The sequence below is a fragment of the uncultured Streptococcus sp. genome (genome assembly GCF_963516575.1).
Taxonomy (GTDB): domain Bacteria; phylum Bacillota; class Bacilli; order Lactobacillales; family Streptococcaceae; genus Streptococcus.
This window is the reverse complement of sequence record NZ_CAUQCP010000010.1, coordinates 19911-37985: the sequence shown is the minus strand read 5'-3', so window position 1 is coordinate 37985 and position 18075 is coordinate 19911. Positions and strand designations below refer to the sequence as shown.

17 protein-coding genes are annotated in these 18075 nt (G+C 41.6%); 1 reads left to right on the top strand and 16 read right to left on the bottom strand.

Annotated elements, in window-relative coordinates; translation table 11 throughout:
• Positions 1–9 precede the first annotated feature (9 nt).
• From RWM06_RS02920 to RWM06_RS02880, 9 genes are all read right to left on the bottom strand, one after another.
• Positions 10–519 carry a GNAT family N-acetyltransferase gene (locus RWM06_RS02920; protein ID WP_313970054.1) on the bottom strand — a complete coding sequence of 170 codons (510 nt, stop codon included), beginning with the start codon at positions 517–519 and terminating at the stop codon, positions 10–12.
• 10 nt (positions 520–529) lie between these two features.
• On the bottom strand, positions 530–982 hold the full coding sequence (locus RWM06_RS02915; RefSeq protein WP_313970053.1) for a GNAT family N-acetyltransferase: 453 nt from the start codon (positions 980–982) through the stop codon (positions 530–532).
• Between the two features lie 9 nt (positions 983–991).
• A complete protein-coding gene (gene murC, locus RWM06_RS02910; protein WP_313970052.1) occupies positions 992–2326 on the bottom strand; it encodes a UDP-N-acetylmuramate--L-alanine ligase in 1335 nt (444 codons plus the stop codon).
• A gap of 10 nt (positions 2327–2336) precedes the next feature.
• Positions 2337–2954 (bottom strand): cystathionine gamma-synthase, encoded by a 618-nt coding sequence (locus RWM06_RS02905; protein WP_313970051.1) that lies wholly within the window; start codon positions 2952–2954, stop codon positions 2337–2339.
• A 47-nt stretch (positions 2955–3001) separates the two neighbouring features.
• Positions 3002–6100 (bottom strand): DEAD/DEAH box helicase, encoded by a 3099-nt coding sequence (locus tag RWM06_RS02900; RefSeq protein ID WP_313970050.1) that lies wholly within the window; start codon positions 6098–6100, stop codon positions 3002–3004.
• Positions 6101–6192: 92 nt separating this feature from the next.
• Positions 6193–7359: a MalY/PatB family protein gene (locus RWM06_RS02895; RefSeq protein WP_313970049.1), complete on the bottom strand. Its 1167-nt coding sequence runs from the start codon at positions 7357–7359 to the stop codon at positions 6193–6195.
• A 7-nt stretch (positions 7360–7366) separates the two neighbouring features.
• A complete protein-coding gene (locus RWM06_RS02890) occupies positions 7367–8461 on the bottom strand; it encodes a cystathionine gamma-synthase (protein WP_313970048.1) in 1095 nt (364 codons plus the stop codon).
• 142 nt (positions 8462–8603) lie between these two features.
• On the bottom strand, positions 8604–10562 hold the full coding sequence (locus tag RWM06_RS02885) for a peptide ABC transporter substrate-binding protein (protein WP_313970047.1): 1959 nt from the start codon (positions 10560–10562) through the stop codon (positions 8604–8606).
• A gap of 191 nt (positions 10563–10753) precedes the next feature.
• Complete coding sequence (locus RWM06_RS02880) at positions 10754–12379, bottom strand: polysaccharide biosynthesis protein (protein ID WP_313970046.1); 1626 nt, start codon at positions 12377–12379, stop codon at positions 10754–10756.
• Positions 12380–12484: 105 nt separating this feature from the next.
• Here RWM06_RS02880 and RWM06_RS02875 point away from each other — a divergent pair, with 105 nt between their 5' ends.
• Positions 12485–13930, top strand: a complete 1446-nt coding sequence (locus RWM06_RS02875) for a UDP-N-acetylmuramoyl-L-alanyl-D-glutamate--L-lysine ligase (protein ID WP_313970045.1) — start codon at positions 12485–12487, stop codon at positions 13928–13930.
• 47 nt (positions 13931–13977) lie between these two features.
• On the opposite strand, the gene RWM06_RS02870 is transcribed toward RWM06_RS02875, so the two are convergent.
• From RWM06_RS02870 to RWM06_RS02840, 7 genes are all read right to left on the bottom strand, one after another.
• Entirely contained in the window at positions 13978–14169 is a 192-nt protein-coding gene (locus RWM06_RS02870) for a CsbD family protein (RefSeq protein WP_313970044.1), read from the bottom strand.
• 99 nt (positions 14170–14268) lie between these two features.
• Entirely contained in the window at positions 14269–14919 is a 651-nt protein-coding gene (locus RWM06_RS02865) for a DUF1803 domain-containing protein (protein WP_313970043.1), read from the bottom strand.
• Positions 14903–15415, bottom strand: a complete 513-nt coding sequence (locus tag RWM06_RS02860; RefSeq protein WP_313970042.1) for a YiiX/YebB-like N1pC/P60 family cysteine hydrolase — start codon at positions 15413–15415, stop codon at positions 14903–14905. The genes RWM06_RS02865 and RWM06_RS02860 overlap by 17 nt, the downstream gene beginning before the upstream one ends.
• Positions 15416–15501: 86 nt before the next feature.
• On the bottom strand, positions 15502–16437 hold the full coding sequence (locus tag RWM06_RS02855) for a manganese-dependent inorganic pyrophosphatase (protein WP_313970041.1): 936 nt from the start codon (positions 16435–16437) through the stop codon (positions 15502–15504).
• Positions 16438–16624: 187 nt separating this feature from the next.
• Positions 16625–16921 carry a GIY-YIG nuclease family protein gene (locus RWM06_RS02850; protein ID WP_102210621.1) on the bottom strand — a complete coding sequence of 99 codons (297 nt, stop codon included), beginning with the start codon at positions 16919–16921 and terminating at the stop codon, positions 16625–16627.
• Entirely contained in the window at positions 16911–17660 is a 750-nt protein-coding gene (locus RWM06_RS02845) for a tRNA1(Val) (adenine(37)-N6)-methyltransferase (RefSeq protein ID WP_313970040.1), read from the bottom strand. The genes RWM06_RS02850 and RWM06_RS02845 overlap by 11 nt, the downstream gene beginning before the upstream one ends.
• A 52-nt stretch (positions 17661–17712) precedes the next feature.
• A complete protein-coding gene (locus RWM06_RS02840; protein ID WP_261029483.1) occupies positions 17713–18075 on the bottom strand; it encodes a S1 RNA-binding domain-containing protein in 363 nt (120 codons plus the stop codon).

Below are 18075 nucleotides of genomic sequence, written 5' to 3'. Positions count from 1 at the left end.
TGACGTGGTTTAAAGAGATTTTCGAAGAGTATTAGCTTCCCAGACCATATCATACCAAGTTTCCCCTGCAAAGGTTGACTGGGACAGGCCTTCATTGACAAATCCATGTTTTTCATAGTAGGCAATGAGATAGTCATGACAGGTTAGATTAATACCTTCTCTTTCGTGTTTAAGAGCCAGTTCTTTCAAGGCAGTTAGCAATTTCTGACCAAGTCCTAGACCCTGTGTCTCCTTGGCAATAGAAAGACAGGTTACAGAGATATAGCCACCAGACTCATGACTATAATCTTCTATCTCTTCTGTAAAGGACTGATCTTGCAGATGGCGGTGTGGTCCAACTGGCCCTTCTATGTACCCCATGATTCTGCCTTCTTTTTCTGCAACCAGAAAAGAGGTCCGAATTTCTCGCAAATGCGCCTCAAAAACAGAGCGAGGAATGGCTTCTTCAAGCGAGAAATTTTCTAGTTCAATCTCAACGATACGATCCAAATCTTCTAATCTTGCTGGTCTAATTTTCATTGTACCTCCTCTAAAAGAGATTAAACCAAATCATACTAACACCCTGGCTAGCTGCATAAAGCGAATCTGTCACTTCTACATCGATAAAACCGTTCATTTCAAAATAGGAAAGCAGATCATCAGGACTATTCAAACGAATACCTCTGTATTCCAGCTCAACTGCCGCATCTTTCAAAGCCGCAAGAAGAAGCGTTCCCAAGCCCTGTCTCTGATGGTCAGCCTTGATGACCAAAGAATGTATTTCTAGACATTGCGGATTGTGTGGGTAAGGACCACCTAGAACATAGCCCAGAATCTGATTTTCATCCCTAGCTAGAAGAAAGGTATCCGCACACTTACGGATACTTTCTTCTAAAATATGGGAAGTCAGCTGCTTGTCAGCTGGAAAAGATGATGCCTGAAGTGCCTCTATCTCAGCCAAATCAGACTCACTTGCCTGAATGATCTTAATTGGAATTTCCATGTGAATAGCCTATTGAACATTGCTTGTCAAGTTAGACAAGAGTCGCTCAAATGAGTATTCATAGGTTTGGATGTCTCCTGCACCCATAAAGACATAAACAGCATTGTCGTGGTCTAGGAGTGGAGAAACATTTTCAACAGTGATCACTTGGTGTTTCTTATTGATTTTATTGGCTAGGTCTTCTACCTTAACATCACCATGGTCTACCTCACGAGCAGATCCATAAATTTGCGCTAGGTAAACAGCATCTGCTTGGTTCAAAGCGTGAGCAAAGTCGTCCAACAAGGCGATGGTTCTTGTAAAAGTATGAGGTTGGAAGACTGCTACAATTTCCTTGCTTGGGTATTTCTGACGAGCCGCATCCAAGGTTGCGATGATTTCTGTTGGATGGTGGGCAAAGTCATCGATAATTACTGTATCATTGACAATTTTCTCAGTGAAACGACGCTTAACACCTGCAAATGTTTTCAAGTGTTCACGCACCAAGTTCAAATCAAATCCTGCTGTATAAAGCAATCCGATAACGGCTGTTGCATTCATGATATTGTGACGACCAAAGGTTGGGATATGGAATTGACCCAATTCTTGTCCACGGAAGTGAACTGTGAAGGTTGAACCAGTTGTAGAACGAAGAAGCTCGCTAGCTACAAAGTCATTGCCTTCTGCTTCAAAACCATAATAATAAATCGGTGCATCAGACGTAATTTTACGCAATTCTGCATCTTCACCATAGACAAAAAGACCCTTGGTAATTTGTTTGGCATAGTCATTAAAGGCATTGAAAACATCTTCTAGACTTGTGAAATAGTCTGGATGGTCAAAGTCAATGTTGGTAATAATAGAGTATTCTGGATGGTAAGGCATAAAGTGACGCTCATATTCGTCAGATTCAAAGATAAAATACTTGGCATTGGCTGAACCACGACCTGTCCCATCTCCGATTAAGAAGCTAGTGTCTGTAATGTGAGACAAGACATGAGACAACATCCCTGTAGTTGAAGTTTTTCCATGCGCTCCTGCTACTCCCATGCTAACAAAATCACGCATAAAGCTACCTAGGAACTCATGGTAACGTTTGTAGCTGATACCATTTTGGTCCGCATAGGCAATTTCAACGTTGTTATCTGGACGAAAGGCATTTCCAGCGATAATTTCCATATCACCGTCTAGATTCTTTTCATCAAAAGGAAGAATAGTAATGCCTGCCTGCTCAAGACCACGTTGAGTAAAGTAGTACTTTTCAACATCTGATCCCTGTACCTTATGTCCCATTTGGTGCAACATCAAGGCCAAGGCACTCATCCCTGATCCCTTAATTCCGATAAAATGATATGTCTTTGACATGTTTCCTCCCCTATTCTGTAATTCTGGTCAGATTTAACTCTTGGGCAACCCGACGTTCTTGTTCTTTTTGTTGATTCTTTTTATTGTAGATTTGGCTCTTCTTCAGAAAATCATAGTTGTTTTTCTTTGGAGCAGGTGCCGCTACCTCTTCATTCTTGGTAGAGATAGATTTGACTTCTTCCGCCAAGATGTAATGAGACTGGGTTAATTTTTGGCTATATTTGACAAATTCACCAGGATTTTCCTTTTGGAAAGGCGCGGTAGGTTGATTTCCCTGTCTAACTAGACTTGGCTGAGAATGGCATCTTGTAGGAGTGATATCCTTTGTCAGATAACTTGCTGAGCGTTTCTTTTTCAAGTCCGCACGCGCTTCTTCACGCGCCACCTCCGCATAGCTCTTTCCTTCTTTCTTAACCCCTAAAGGAGCCTTTTTAGGTTTCTCTACTGGCTTTTCAATCGGTTTGACTGGTTTTTCTTCAGTAATAGGAGCCCACTCCAGATAATTCTTATCACGGTATTCTCCCTTGATATTACTGATAAAGTCAGATTCATCGTACAAGTTCATGACTGGCATTTCAGTCAGTATGACCTCATCATCTGACACCAATGGAAATCGTTCTTCTCTCATTTTCTATTTCCTTTCAACACTTCATTATAGCGTATTGTCTTGATTTTTCAAGTGCTGGCTTCAGAAATTCCCAAAATTTCTCTAATTTCTGCTAGGGTCAGACTGCCACGTGACTCTGTTCCATCCAATACTTGTGACACCAAATGTTTCTTTTGTTCTTGGAGTTCCTGAATTTTTTCTTCAATGGTTCCCCTGGTCACCAAGCGATAAACCTCAACCGTTTCTTCCTGCCCCATCCGATGGGCACGGCCAATAGCTTGCGCTTCCACCGCAGGATTCCACCAAAGGTCAACCAAGATAACCGTATCAGCACCTGTCAGATTCAGACCGACCCCACCAGCCTTAAGAGAAATCAGAAAGGCTTCTCTTTCTCCTTGATTAAAGGCCTTGGTCATATCTTGTCTTTCCTTGGCTGGGGTTGAACCTGTAATTTTAAAGGATGTTATACCCAAGTCTGGCAATTCTTGTTCAATTTTCTCCAACATTCCCTTGAACTGCGAGAAAATCAAGACACGGTGTCCACCGTCTGCCACCTGTACCAGCAAGTCACGAAGACTATCCAATTTGCCACTGGCACCCTGATAATCCTCCATAAAGAGGGCAGGCGTATCGCAGATTTGACGCAAGCGCATCAGACCAGACAAGATTTCCACCCGACTTCGCTGAAATTCCTGATCTGACACTTGAGCCAGACGGTCTCGCATCTGTTGCAGCTGGGCTAGATAGATGGCCTTTTGCTGGTCTTCCAGTTCATTTTTATAAACTACTTCAATCAAGTCTGGCAATTCAGTCAGAACTTCTTCTTTCTTGCGTCTCATCACGAAAGGCTTGATAAACTGAGCCACGCGCTCAGCTGGCAATTTCATAAATTCTTTCTTGCCTGGCAAGAGTCCTGGCATAACGATTTGGAAAATAGACCACAGCTCACCCAGATGGTTTTCAATAGGAGTCCCTGACAAGGCAAAAACTGACGGCACCACAAATTGTCTCAAGGTCTGGGCTATCTTGGTCTGGGCATTTTTCATGACCTGGGCCTCATCTAAGAAAAGGAAGTCAAAGGCCATCCCCTGATAAAGCCCACTGTCCTGACGGAAGGTGGCATAGCTCGTCACATAGATTTGATGGTTTTCAGCAAGAATCTCTTCACGACTAGCCTTTAAACCATGAACAACAGCCACATCCAACTGTGGGGTAAACTTCTGAAATTCATCTGCCCAGTTGTAAATCAAACCCGACGGAGCTAAAATCAAGACCCGACTTTCTTTTGTCACTTGACTGGTCAAAAAAGCAATGGTCTGCAGGGTTTTTCCCAATCCCATATCATCAGCTAAAATCCCACCAAAACCATAATGATGGAGCATTTGTAGCCAGCCGATTCCCTTTTCCTGATAATCTCGCAGATCAGCCTGAACCTGAGTTGCTTGTCTAGGGAAGTCCTCTGGATGCGTCAAATCATGAGCCAGATTCTGGAATTCTTGTGAAAAAGAAACACGGTCACGTCCTTCAAAGAGATGAGCTAAACTGTAGGCCAAGGATTTTCGAGCCTGCAAGGCCCCATCTTTTAATTCAAATTGTCCTAGTTCCTGTAGATTTTGGCGAATTTTCTTGGTTTCTTCATCAAAAAAGTAGACTTGATTAGACGAACCAATGTAAAAATCTTGATTGGCAACCAAGGCCTTCATGGCTTGGTCAATTTCCTCTTGGGCAATATCTTGAAAATCAAACTGGATTTCCAAGAGACCTCCCTTGGAAGCAATCTGCACTTGAGGGCTTGCCAGACTATAAAGTTCTTCTAGCTTGTCTGATAGGTCAACATGACCGAGTTTTTCAAAGACCGGAATGATTTCATGAAAGAAATGATAGATAGACTCCGCTTTTAGGGCCTGACGCCAAGATTGAAAATCTGCTTCAAAGCCAGCTACCAAACAGACTTGGAAAATTCTTTCTTCTAAATCAGCATCGCTTGAAAATGGTAATTCTTCTAACTCTTGTCGGCTTGATACCTGCCTATCCCCATAATCAAACTGAATTTCTAAACGAATCCGATTGTCCTCTTCCCTGTCAAAATAAAAAGAGGGCTCAAAAGTTTTAATTTGTAAACGTTCAGGAGCTGAAACGGTACCCATCTGGCTAAAAAGAGTTAAACAAGAGGCTAACTTATCTCGGTCACTACTATCAAATTGCAGGTATTTCTTGCCATGCTGATCCAAAGGCAACGCTTTGATTTCCTTGAGAAGACGTATCTGCTGGTCTGTTAGAAAATAAACCTGCCCTTTATGGAAAAGTACGGCTCCCTGATAAAAGACATTGACCCTTGGACTCTCACTGATTTCCATTTCAAAATAGTCAGAGTATTCTGTTACTGTAAAGGCAAATAGATTGGCATCCGCATGCAAATCCTGAAAAAGTAGGGTTTGGTAGCTATCCACTTGATGGTCAAATTGAAAATGGGGCAAGGTCATCAATAAATTCACACCCTGCTCAAAAAAGGTCAGAGGAAAAAAGAGATGCCGACCTTGGTTTTGGAAAAAGAGGTCTGGAGCCTGTCCTTCCTCCGTTAGTCCCCGCAAGAAAGTCAGAAGTTCTTGGCTAGCCTCATCAAAGGCTTCCCAAGAAAGAGACTCCTCATATATCTTGCCAATCATATAAGACTTTCTCTGCTCGACAACTTTTAAAAAGAGTGGAATATCCCGAATGACATAGTATTTTTGGTTATTGATTTGCCCGATTCTCAGGGTCCACAAGATATGATTGGTTCCTGCTTCCACCTGACCTACAGCCGACAACTCGTAGGCTCGGTCTGATTTTGGAGATAAGATTCGGTCCAAAAATTTGCCACCCAAGGTCACCTTGGTTTCAACGGCCTCTTTTTCCTCATGGCCTTCTTCCAGACCCTGCAAAATGTCCTGACCACGCTCATCATTTTTTAGAAAATGCTCCAGCGCTGCCAAATGCACACAGTAGCCCCTCTTTTGGAAAAAATCGCAGGCACAAAAAACCAAATCATCCTCTAAACTATAGCGCAGTTCTTCTTCTGCAACGCGAGCGTAGAGCCGATTGTTCTTTTCCTTGATGATGTCAACCTTACCAGTTTTATAAAGGGCAACGCCTTCGATACGGACTTTCCCCGGAATCAATTTAGCCATATTTCTACCTTTACCTTATCTTTTTATTATACCATATTTTCCCCTATGAAAATAGCCTTCTAGGAAGACTTTTCTCCTAGAAGGCTGGATTTTTAACGTTTGGCAAAAGTCGTCACAATCCGCTGACAAACTTCTTCCAACAGAGATTTAGGCATGGCTACATTGAAACGGGCATGGAGACTTCCTTCCTCTCCAAAATCCAAACCACGGTTCAAAATAACCTTGGCTTCATTTCTCAAAAGCTCTTGCAATGTTTCATCAGTCAGATCATAGGCTGAAAAATCAAGCCAAATCAAATAGGTTCCTTGCGGTTTCATGACCTTGATTTTAGTCTCTTTGCCAAATAGATCCACCACATAATCGATGTGGTCTTCAAAGACTTGCTTGAGTTCCTCTAGCCAATCCTTCCCATAGCGATAAGCAGCTTCTGTCGCCAAATAACCCAAGCCTGAAATTTCGTGCTGATTATTAGCCAACTGACGTTTCTGGTAAGCCACTCTCAACTTAGGATTTTCAATAACTGCATAGGAATTTTTTGTCCCAGCAATGTTAAAGGTTTTAGTGGCACTAGTCAAGACAATAGCAAATTCTTTAAAGTCAGGGTTGATGGTATTGAAAGAATGATGCTTGTGACCAAAGAGGGCCAAATCTTGGTGAATCTCATCTGAAACCAAGAAAACACCGTGTTTTTGACAGAGTTGGCCAATCTTCTCCAACACTTCCTTTTCCCAAACACGTCCACCAGGATTGTGAGGATTGCAAAGAATATAGAGTTTGACCTCCTCTTCCACCAAATCCTTCTCCAGTTGGTCAAAGTCAATCTCAAACAGACCATCCTTTTCCACCAAAGAATTGGTAATCAATCTGCGGTTATTTAACTTGACACTGCGAGCAAAAGGCGGATAGACAGGTGTATTAATCAGAACCGCTTCGCCTTCTTTTGTGAAGGCTTGAATAGCTGTTGAAATAGCTGGTACTACACCCTCGATAAAGACAAGGGCCTCTTTGTCAAAGTGGTAACCGTGTTGTGTGGCTTCCCACTTTTGAACTTCCTTAATTAACTCTTCACTGGCATAGGTATAACCATAAACCAGTTGATCAGCGTAAGCTTGCACAGCTTGGCGGATTTCAGGCAAAACTACAAAGTCCATATCCGCTATCCAAGCTGGTAGGACTTCACTATCCGTCTCCGTCTCTTTCCATTTATAAGTATGGTGACCTAAACGATTGGGCAGGCTTGTAAAATCATATTTTCCCATCTTTGTCTTATCCTTCCAAGGCTTGGCGCAAATCTGCAATCAAATCCCTAGCATCTTCAATTCCAATCGACAAGCGCAAGAGGTCATCTGTCAAACCATAAGAATGGCGCACTTCTGCTGGAATATCAGCGTGAGTTTGCGTCGTTGGATAAGTAATGAGACTTTCTACCCCACCCAAACTTTCCGCAAAAGAGAAGACCTTGAGACTGTTCAAAACATGAGGAATGCGTGTTTCATCGGCTACTTTAAAGGAAATCATGCCTCCACGACCAGTGTAGAGAACTTCCTTAACTGCTGGAGAATACTTCAAAAAGTCAACCACTTCTTGGGCATTGGCTGTTGAACGTTCCATACGAAGAGACAAGGTTTTGAGACCACGAATCAACTGATAACTGTCAAATGGTGACAAGACTGCCCCTGTCGTATTGAGATTGTAGAAAAGCTTCTCGTATAGTTCTAAACTATTGGTCACAACCACTCCAGCCAAGACATCATTGTGCCCTGCTAGATACTTGGTTGCTGAATGGAGAACGATATCTGCTCCATCTTCAATCGGACGTTGGTAAATAGGACTGTAGAAGGTATTGTCCACCACCACTTTGGCACCCTTAGCATGAGCCAATTTTGCCAGTTTTTCGATGTCAAATTCCAACATCAAAGGGTTGGTTGGGGTTTCGATATAGAGAACATCCACGTCCTTTTCTAACTCGGCAATCAACTCTTCTTCTGTATTGGCATAGGTAAAATGGAAACGACCTTCCTGTTCCACTTGATTAAACCAGCGGAAAGAACCACCGTAAAGGTCACGCACTGCCAAGACCTTACTTCCTACTGGAAAGACGCTAAAGGCCAATACAATAGCTGACATACCTGAGCTAGTCGCTAGGGCATAGTCTGCTGACTCAATAGCCGCCAAGACTTCTTCCGCCTTACTGCGAGTTGGGTTTTTGGTGCGCGTATAGTCAAATCCAGTAGATTTACCAAACTCTGGATGCTGATAGGTCGTTGAAAAATGAAGCGGTGTCACCAAAGCTCCTGTCGCTTCATCTGACTTGATACCCGCCTGGGCCAAAATTGTGTTGATGTGTAATTCCTTGCTCATACAATACCTCCAAATCTATAGTAACTATTGTACCACTTATTTTCATCAACTCATTTTCTTCTTTTCAAGAGCTAGTTATAGTTTCAAACTATATAAAAAAACGACAGTTTCCTTCGAAACCATCGTTTTTCTTGAAAAATCCTTATTTGACATGTTTTGCCAATTCTTCTTGAGCTTTTTTATTGGATTCTTCTTTTTCTTTCAACCATTTTTCTTTAGCTTTTTCAAATTCGTCTTTTGTGACTGTCTTATCTTGTACTTTGAGGTATTTATAGGATTCGATACCTTTATTACCAGCTAATGAATACGGTGAAGAGAAAGGAACTGTTTTTCTCAATGTTGGTGTTCCACCCTTAGAAATATTTGGAATCGCTAGAGAGCTATCTACCAACCAAGCTTGGATCTCAGCATACTTTTCATAGCGTTTCGCAAGATCTTGTTCCTTATTAGCTTCTTCCAACATTTGAGTATAAATATCTAGTCCAACAGCCTTGGCCTTGTCATTAGCTTCCCCAGGCTCTAGGCCTAAGTCTCGTAGCGTTCCACCGCTCTTGACATTAAAGATATCAAGATAGGTTGAAGGATCTTGATAGTCTGCACTCCAACCACCATTGTAAAGATCATAGTCCTTCTGAGCTGCTGTTTGAGCCAAATAGCTTGTATTCTCATAATCTTCAGTAGAAAGTTGTTGAATATCAATTACAACATTTTCTGCACCTAAGGCTGCTTCAATAGATTGCTTCATAGAATTTGCCTCTTGGACATTCTTTTTAGCAGCTTGGTCAACTGTCATGTCCAAGTGGATAGGGAATTGGACTCCTTTAGCTTGGAGTTCTTTCTTAGCCTCAGCAAATTTGGCTTTAGCTTTTTCAGCATTGTAATATGGATCCTGAGCATCCGCAAAGTTGATTCCTTGCCATTCTTTACCATAATTGACCATCTTAGAGGCTACTACTTCACCAAAGTCTTTTCCGTTGATACTTACGAAGTTTGGAGGAACAACCAAGTTACGCAAAATCTTAGTTGCACCCTCTTCTCCCTGAGATTGAGCCCCGTAGGCTGTACGATCATAGGCAAAGTTAATGGCTTGACGGAAGTTTTTATTGAGAACTGCTTCTTGAGTCGATTTCTTCTCAGCATCACTTGTCTTAGAAGTAAATTTATAAGATTTTCTATCCAAGTTGAAGTTTAAGAAGTAAGAAGTAGCATCTTGCAAGCTATAAATGATATTATCCTTATTCTTCTCTTTAATCCCTTCAAAACTTGAACTGTTTGGATAGAGACGAGCATAACTGTATGCCCCCTCCACAAAGTTACGAGCCAGTGCATCTTGATCACTACCATCATAATAAGCCAATTTGACATCATCTACAAAGACATTTTTGGTATCCCAGTAGTTAGGATTTTTCTTGAATTCGATAACTGATTTTGAAACAAAGGATTTCATCAAGAAAGGTCCATTGTACAAAATGCTAGATGGATCTACCTTGCCAAAATCATCTCCTTTTGATTTCAAGAAATCTGCATTGACTGGGAAGAGAATGGTTGAGGTTGTTTTTGAGTTCCAGTAAGGTTCTGGTCGTGTCAAGGTATATTGAACTGTTTGGTCATCAAGTGCCTTGACTCCGACAGTTGAAAAGTCGCTTGTTTTACCAGTGATATAATCATCTAAACCAGCAACGGATTCTTGCACTAAGTACAAGGCTTCTGATTTTTTATCAGCCGCATATTTCAAACCAGTGACAAAATCTTGGGCAGTTACAGGAGCATATTCATCTCCATCTGCAGTATACCATTTAGCATCTTTACGCAGTTTGTAGGTATAGGTCAAACCGTCTTGAGAAACACTCCAATCCTCTGCCAAGGACGGGACATAGTTCCCATATTGGTCATTTTCCATGAGACCATCTACCAGATTGGTCACAATATCATTAGTTGTTGCACGGTTTTCTGCTAGATAGTTCAAACTAGACGGATCACTAGTATAAACATAGTTATATGTTTTTGACGCTGTGCTAGAATTTCCACAGGCACTTAACAAAATACCTGCACTTAAAACGACACCTGCAAGTGTTGCATACTTGGCTTTAGACTTTTTCATCTCCAGAACCTCCTGATTTAAATATTTGTCTTATTATACAACTCGGGTTTTATTTAGTCAATAGTTTTTTTGAAAAAATTAATCATTCCATCTACAAACTATAGAAATTATTCTACAAAATAATAAAAAAGAGAATAATTCAAGCATTCCTTGATAGAAATGTTCAAATTATTCCTTTTATTTATAAAAATTTATTGAGAAATTCTTAATTTTGCTCGCAGGCGATCTGCTTGAGCTTGTCCAATCACCTTGTCCAATAAGCGAGTGCGAAGACTCAAGGATCCATAAACTCCTCCTCCCATGGCACCGACAAGAGCTACATAAAGGAAACTCCACAAACGTCCACTTGGTTGGAAGACAAATCCTAAAATCCACTGGATGGCACCTACACCGATGAACATAATAAGGGTCAACAAACTGATTAAAATGGTTCGCTTCACAATCACCTTGCGCTTGACACCCGTTACCTTACAAATATCACGATACATCAAGACGTTAGGAATGATAAGACCGATAGTTGTGGAAATCAAAGGACCATAACTGTGGAAGAGGGCGATGGTAGGTATTTGCAAGACTAGCTTGGCAATAGAACCATAGATAAAGTAGAGAACTGCCTTACGGTTACGGAACATGGCTTGAAGCATTGGAGACAAGACCATGTACAAGCCTAAAATAGTAGACTGCAAAACTGCAAAGACAAACAAGCCCATGGCCAAACTATCTGGCTTGCCATAGAAGACTGTATAAAGAGGTTCTCCTACCATGACAACTCCAACCGTTGCTGGTAGCAGGAATAAGAAAAGCATGGTGATGCTGTCCTGAACCAGACGAGAAGCCGCCTTCAAGTCCCCCTTGACATAGTTTTCAGTCAAAAGTGGCAAGCCTACACTCCCAATCGAAACCCCAACAGAAATCAAAATCATAGTGATTTTATTTGGGTTGGCTGAGAAATAAGAAAACATGACAACCAAGTCTTCATTACTATAATTGGTAAACCAGCTCATACTATTGATAAAGGTCATCTGGTCCAGAATCTGGAAAAGCTGGATGGCAGACCCTGTCAGGATAAAAGGAATGGCTTCCTTAATGGTGTCGATCAAAAGACGCTTGCTGTTTATCTTATCTCCTGTTTCAAGGACTCTTTTCAGTAAACCTTCTTTGGCAAGGAAATAAATCAAGACTGCAAAACTGGCTAGCATGCCGACAAAGGCAGCAAAGGTGGATTGGGTAACCGCTGCTAGATAATCTCCTGAACCGAGCTTCATAATGATAAAGGTTGCTAAGAGCATCCAGATAACACGAATGACCTGCTCAGCGATTTGGCTCATGGCATAAGGTTTTAGGTTATTCATCCCTTGGAAGAAACCTCGAATCACACTCATAGATGGGAAAATCAAGACCGCCCAAGCCAAGCTCTGCATGATTGGTATCAGGTCTTTCCCTACACCCGACAAGTCTGCTAGCCAAGGAGCAAATATATACAAGACCAGAGCAAAGATCAGACCTAGCCCAGTCATAAAGCCCAAAAAGCTCCGAATCAGGGCAAAGCTATGCTCTTCTTCTTGCATGGTATTATACTTGGCCACTTGCTTGGCAACCGCAACTGGAATACCCGCTGTTGAAACCAGCAAGAACCATGCATAGATATTGTAGCCCATGGTAAAGAGACCATTTGCTGTAGCCGCATAAGACCCCATCCAGATGTACCAAGGGATGATATAAATGGCACCGAGTAGACGACTGATAAAGTTACTAGCCGTTAGCCAAGCAGTCCCCCGTAACATCTGGGCCTGCTGGTGATTGTTTTCGTTAGACATAGATTCCTCATTTAATTTTAATAACTAGGAAAAATTCCTCATCTTCCATTATAAACTTTTCCTTGTCACTTGTAAATTTACGACTTTCGGTTTACAATAGAAAGTATGATTAAGATTGAAACCGTATTAGATATTTTAAAGAAAGATAATCTCTTCCGTGAGATTATCGACCAAGGACACTATCACTACAACTACAGCCATGTCGTGTTTGACACCATCTGCTATGACAGTCGTAAGGCTAAAGAAAAGAGCCTCTTTTTCGTCAAGGGTGCTGCCTTTAAGAAGGAATTTCTTCTTTCAGCAATCTCTCAAGGACTCGGTTGGTATGTGGCTGAAAAGGACTATGAAGTTGGTATTCCTGCCATTATCGTCAGTGATATCAAGAAAGCTATGAGTTTGATTGCCATGGAATTTTATGGCAATCCACAGGAAAAACTCAAACTCCTTGCCTTTACTGGTACTAAGGGTAAGACAACAGCAGCCTATTTTGCCTATAACATTTTATCTCAAAGTCACCGACCTGCTATGTTGTCGACCATGAACACAACTCTAGATGGCAAGACTTTCTTTAAGTCTGCATTGACAACTCCTGAGAGCATTGACCTCTTTGACATGATGAATCAAGCTGTGCAAAATAACCGCACCCACCTCATCATGGAGGTATCTAGTCAAGCCTATCTTGTCAAACGTGTTTATGGTCTAACCTTTGATGTAGGAGTTTTCCTCAATATCAGCCCAGACCATATTGGCCCGATTGAACACCCTAGCTTTGAAGACTACTTCTACCACAAGCGACTCTTGATGGAACATAGCCGAGCAGTTATCATTAACAGCGACATGGACCACTTTTCTGTCTTGAAAGAACAAGTTGAACATCAAGAACATGATTTCTATGGTAGCCAGTCTGATAACCAAATCGAGAATTCCAAAGCCTTTAGCTTTTCAGCTAGAGGGAAGATCGCTGGTGATTATGATATCCAACTCATCGGTCACTTCAACCAAGAAAATGCCGTTGCTGCTGGACTTGCTTGTCTCCGTCTCGGAGCAAGTCTTGAGGACATCAAGAAAGGAATCGCTGCAACCCGTGTTCCTGGCCGTATGGAAGTCCTGACTCAGAAAAATGGTGCCAAGGTTTTCATCGACTATGCCCACAATGGTGATAGTCTGAAAAAACTAATCAATGTTGTAGAGACTCATCAAACTGGAAAGATTGCACTGGTTCTGGGTTCGACAGGAAACAAGGGAGAAAGCCGTCGTAAGGACTTTGGCCTCCTCCTTAATCAACATCCTGAGATTCAAGTCTTTCTGACTGCTGATGACCCCAACTATGAAGATCCAATGGCCATTGCGGATGAAATCAGTAGCTATATTAGCCATCCTGTTGAAAAGGTTGCGGATCGCCAAGAAGCCATCAAGTCAGCCATGGCTATCACAAATCAAGAATTAGATGCAGTCATTATTGCTGGTAAGGGAGCCGATTGCTACCAAATCGTCCAAGGCAAGAAAGAATCCTATCCAGGAGATGCAGCCGTCGCAGAAAATTATTTATAAGATAGTAAAAAATCAAGGGAAATGAAACCCTTGATTTTTTACTATCTTTATTTAAAAGCGTTTTTCAAACCTTCAACGGCACCTTCTACAGCGCCTTTAGCATCTTCAACTACTTCTTTTGCCTTAGCAACTGTCTTTTCTACAGCTCCCTCTGCTTCAGTCTTGCTATCCCCAGTAACTTTACCGAATCCTTCTTTGATAGCCCCTGTTGCTTGTTCCAATTTGTTTCCAAGTGACATATGATTGTCTCCTATAGGTTTATTCCGATAAGTGTTATCGTTGCTTTTAGTATATATTTATTATGTCATCAAGTCAAATAAAGTGCTCAGAGCAGAATACTATGCTAGGTAAAAACTTAGACTTTTCTTATCAAAATCGACTGCCAACTCATACTTTCCATCTTCATTTTGGACAATATAGCCTAGGACTACCAAACTGTCCACAAAGATATCACGGCGTTTCTGCATGAGCTGATTTTTTTTGAGAAATTTCAACAAAAAAGTCGTCATATATTTGAGAGCATACTCTGGATTAACATCTCCCAAAATGGCATAGAGCTCCCGCTGTTTTTCTGTCAAAGGATACTGCTGTTTGACCTTGTAGAAATAATTGGACAGGGTCATTTTTGTTCGCGCAAAGTCCGTCTGTTCAACTAAAATAGCTGCATTTGTTTGATTGCGCAATTCTGTCTCAAAACTCTTCTCCAACAAGGCTTGATAGACTGGACTATCTTCGCTGACAAAAATCTCTTGGTCCAGTTCGAGACTATCAAGTGATTCCAGCAAAGGAAGATTGAGGTAATAACGCTTATTTTCTCGTAGAATCAATCCAGCCTTGATATACTCTTCCATGAGTTTATCAACTGCTACATATGGGAATTGGGCCTTGATTTCCCGTAGAATCACATCATCATGCTGGTCCAGATAGCGGATCAATTCTCCAAAAAAAGGCTGTCTCGTCAAACTAGAGGGATTAAAAATCTGAATCATGAAGATTCCTTTCTTTACATTCTAACAGAGGAGACGCTGCCAACTGACTAGGATTGGTCCCAGCTTGATTTAGAGGGACAGGCAAACCTAGCTCTCTATAATACTCCCTCCAAAAATCACTAATCTCCTGAGTCCCATCTCCAAATTTCATGGGAATAGTTTCAAAAATCGGTAAGACTTCTGCCATATACTGGGAACAGTAAAAACCAGCTCCATCTGGATAGAAAGAAGCATTGTAAGGTGCTCCAATATGCTTGCAAGCTCTCTCCTTCACAGACTGGATATCCATTTCTGAGTAGACATAGAGGTCGTACAAGTGATTGGACTCAAAGAAATCTGCTGGTTTCTGACAGACAACACCCGCCTGTCCACTAGCATGGTAAATCATCCCATCCAAATAAATGGCAACATGACTATAGTTGCCTGTGGAAGTCTGGATGGCCTGTCCCATGTCCGACTCATCTCTCACAAAAATCAAATCGCCATTGTCTAACATATTTCACTCCTAGAAAAAAAGGAGCCGAAACTCCTTTCGATATAATTCAAACTAAACTTTCCTATTTTGAACTGACACCCAAAATCTTAAGCATTAAAGCTTTCAGTCAATTGAGGTACCACTTGTTTCTTACGTGAAACAGCACCAGCAAGGAAGGCATGATTGTTTTCAAGTTTGAAGTTGAAGGCTGCTTCGACCTTGCCCATGTTAGCACCAAGTGCTAGGATTTCTGAGTTTGAGTTGACGATATCTGTAATCATCAAGACAAAGTCAGAGTAGCCGTTTGCTGTGTTAGCAGCTTGCATTGCAGCTTCAATTTCTGCTTGGCGTTCCAATACTTCAGCGATATCAACTGTGTTTACTTGAGCAACACGAACATTATTTCCGTTCAATTCAAAAGTCTTAGCATCGATGTCAATCAATTCTTCAGCAGATTTGCTAGCCAAGTTTGTACCAGCCTTAAGCATTGCAAAACCATATTCTTCCAAGTTGACACCAGCTAATTCAGCCAATTCAGGAGCAATGACTGTATCTGTTGGATGTGTTGTTGGTGATTTCAAAAGAAGGGTATCTGAAATCAAACCTGAAAGCATCAAACCAGCAATCTCTTTAGGAACAGCTACATCATGTTCTTTGAACATACGGTAAACGATTGATGAAGCTGATCCAACTGGCTCCAAACGCATGTAAAGTGGGCTTGCAGTTTCAAAGTTAGCCACACGGTGGTGGTCCACAACACCATAAACTTCTACTTCAGCGATATCTGATACAGATTGTTGGAATTCATTGTGGTCAGTCAAGATAACTTGCTCTGCACCTTCTGCTTTAGCAGAAGTGATAACACGCGGTGCTTCCACACCAAAATAGTTCAAGACAAAGGCTGTTTCTTCATTTGGAGTTCCAAGGGCAACAGCTTCCGTATCCAAACCATAAGCTTCTTTTGCAAGGTAGGCAAAGGCTACAGATGACCCGATGGCATCTGAGTCTGGATTTTGGTGACCAAATACTAGAATCTTAGACATGATAATACCTCATTTTGTTTATTCTCTTTATTGTAGCATTTTTTTCGCTTTTTGACAAAAGTAAGAGGAGTCAAAGGGCTCCTCACGATTCTTCAAAATAACTGATACTCTTCGAAAATCTCTTCAAACCACGTCAGCTCTATCCGCAACCTCAAAGCAGTGCTTTGAGCAACCTACGGCTAGCTTCCTAGTTTTCTCTTTGATTTTCATTGAGTATGAGTAAGTTTCTATCTTGATTTTCAGATAAAAATTGCTCCTTCTGTGGTCGTTTCTTACGCTTGAGCAGGGCTTCTGCCGACATGGCTTCTTCCTTACTGGCAAAACCTTGAGCATAGATGAGTTTGACTGGCAAGCGAGCTCTTGTATATTTGGCTCCCTTCCCACTATTGTGGACAGCGAGGCGTCTTCTCACATCAGTCGTATACCCTGTATAATAAGAACCATCACGACACTCCAGCACATACATATAAGCCTTATGATCCATAATAAATCTCTTCAAGTTCGGGAGTATAAGAACCATCATCATTGTGGACAATCAAAGGAGGTAAGACCTTAAAGCCACTTGTAGAGCCATCCTTGATAGCCTCAATCAAGAGCATATTAGCTTCCTTTTCCCGTTTTGGATAAACAAACTGCAGGCGCTTGGGAGCTAGATTATGGCGTTGCAACATATCCAAGATATCCAAGAGTCGATCAGGTCTATGAACCATGGCCAAACGCCCATTGGATTTGAGAATACTTTGGGCACTACGGCAGATTTCCTCCAGATTGGTCGTAATTTCATGTCGCGCCAAGAGATAATGTTCACTCTCATTCAGATTGGAATGCGGATCCACCTTGAAATAAGGCGGATTACACAAAATCATATCCACCTTACTTCCCTGAATGTAAGCAGGCATATTTTTCAAATCATCACAAATGACCTGCATTTGCTCCTCTAATCCATTCAAACGGACAGAGCGTTCAGCCATATCCGCCAAACGCTCCTGAATCTCAACAGCCAAAATCTGTGCCTGAGTACGGGTGCTGGCAAAAAGCCCCACTGCTCCATTCCCAGCGCAGAAATCCACTACCAATCCCTTCTTAGGAAAACGTGGAAAGCGTGACAAGAGAACACTATCCACCGAATAGCTAAAAACCTCTCTATTTTGAATGATTTTGATATCTGTCGAAAAGAGCTGGTTAATGCGCTCTCCTGATTTTAATAATTGTTCTTCTTCCATGGTTCTATTATAGCAAATTTATATTAACATTACAAAAGGTAGGGGTTTCTAACTAGTGCTTCTGCTTCTTCAAATGTTGAAGGGCTTCCTTAGTCCAAATTGGCATCATTCGTTTGAGAGGCGCAAAGCCATAGTTAAAGCGGTCGCTTGAAAAACGTCTCCGTCTAGGAAACTGGTGCTTTTCTTCCTCCAAAGTACGGATAGAAAGACTGGCTTTCCCTGTAAATTCATCTAAATCCACTACCTGAACCTGAACCTCTTCATCGACTTTCAGAGCTTCATGAATATTTTCAATAAATCCTGTTCGAATCTCTGAAATGTGAATCAGCCCCGTATCACCCGTCTCTAGTTCAACAAAGGCACCATAGGGCTGAATCCCTGTAATACGCCCCTTTAGCTTATCACCGATTTTCAT

Excerpts from the sequence above, each read along its gene's own strand:
- RWM06_RS02920 (WP_313970054.1), bottom strand. The coding sequence starts at position 519 with ATGAAAATTAGACCAGCAAGATTAGAAGATTTGGATCGTATCGTTGAG.
- RWM06_RS02915 (WP_313970053.1), bottom strand. The coding sequence starts at position 982 with ATGGAAATTCCAATTAAGATCATTCAGGCAAGTGAGTCTGATTTGGCT.
- murC (WP_313970052.1), bottom strand. The coding sequence starts at position 2,326 with ATGTCAAAGACATATCATTTTATCGGAATTAAGGGATCAGGGATGAGT.
- RWM06_RS02905 (WP_313970051.1), bottom strand. The coding sequence starts at position 2,954 with ATGAGAGAAGAACGATTTCCATTGGTGTCAGATGATGAGGTCATACTG.
- RWM06_RS02900 (WP_313970050.1), bottom strand. The coding sequence starts at position 6,100 with ATGGCTAAATTGATTCCGGGGAAAGTCCGTATCGAAGGCGTTGCCCTT.
- RWM06_RS02895 (WP_313970049.1), bottom strand. The coding sequence starts at position 7,359 with ATGGGAAAATATGATTTTACAAGCCTGCCCAATCGTTTAGGTCACCAT.
- RWM06_RS02890 (WP_313970048.1), bottom strand. The coding sequence starts at position 8,461 with ATGAGCAAGGAATTACACATCAACACAATTTTGGCCCAGGCGGGTATC.
- RWM06_RS02885 (WP_313970047.1), bottom strand. The coding sequence starts at position 10,562 with ATGAAAAAGTCTAAAGCCAAGTATGCAACACTTGCAGGTGTCGTTTTA.
- RWM06_RS02880 (WP_313970046.1), bottom strand. The coding sequence starts at position 12,379 with ATGTCTAACGAAAACAATCACCAGCAGGCCCAGATGTTACGGGGGACT.
- RWM06_RS02875 (WP_313970045.1), top strand. The coding sequence starts at position 12,485 with ATGATTAAGATTGAAACCGTATTAGATATTTTAAAGAAAGATAATCTC.
- RWM06_RS02870 (WP_313970044.1), bottom strand. The coding sequence starts at position 14,169 with ATGTCACTTGGAAACAAATTGGAACAAGCAACAGGGGCTATCAAAGAA.
- RWM06_RS02865 (WP_313970043.1), bottom strand. The coding sequence starts at position 14,919 with ATGATTCAGATTTTTAATCCCTCTAGTTTGACGAGACAGCCTTTTTTT.
- RWM06_RS02860 (WP_313970042.1), bottom strand. The coding sequence starts at position 15,415 with ATGTTAGACAATGGCGATTTGATTTTTGTGAGAGATGAGTCGGACATG.
- RWM06_RS02855 (WP_313970041.1), bottom strand. The coding sequence starts at position 16,437 with ATGTCTAAGATTCTAGTATTTGGTCACCAAAATCCAGACTCAGATGCC.
- RWM06_RS02850 (WP_102210621.1), bottom strand. The coding sequence starts at position 16,921 with ATGGATCATAAGGCTTATATGTATGTGCTGGAGTGTCGTGATGGTTCT.
- RWM06_RS02845 (WP_313970040.1), bottom strand. The coding sequence starts at position 17,660 with ATGGAAGAAGAACAATTATTAAAATCAGGAGAGCGCATTAACCAGCTC.
- RWM06_RS02840 (WP_261029483.1), bottom strand. The coding sequence starts at position 18,075 with ATGAAAATCGGTGATAAGCTAAAGGGGCGTATTACAGGGATTCAGCCC.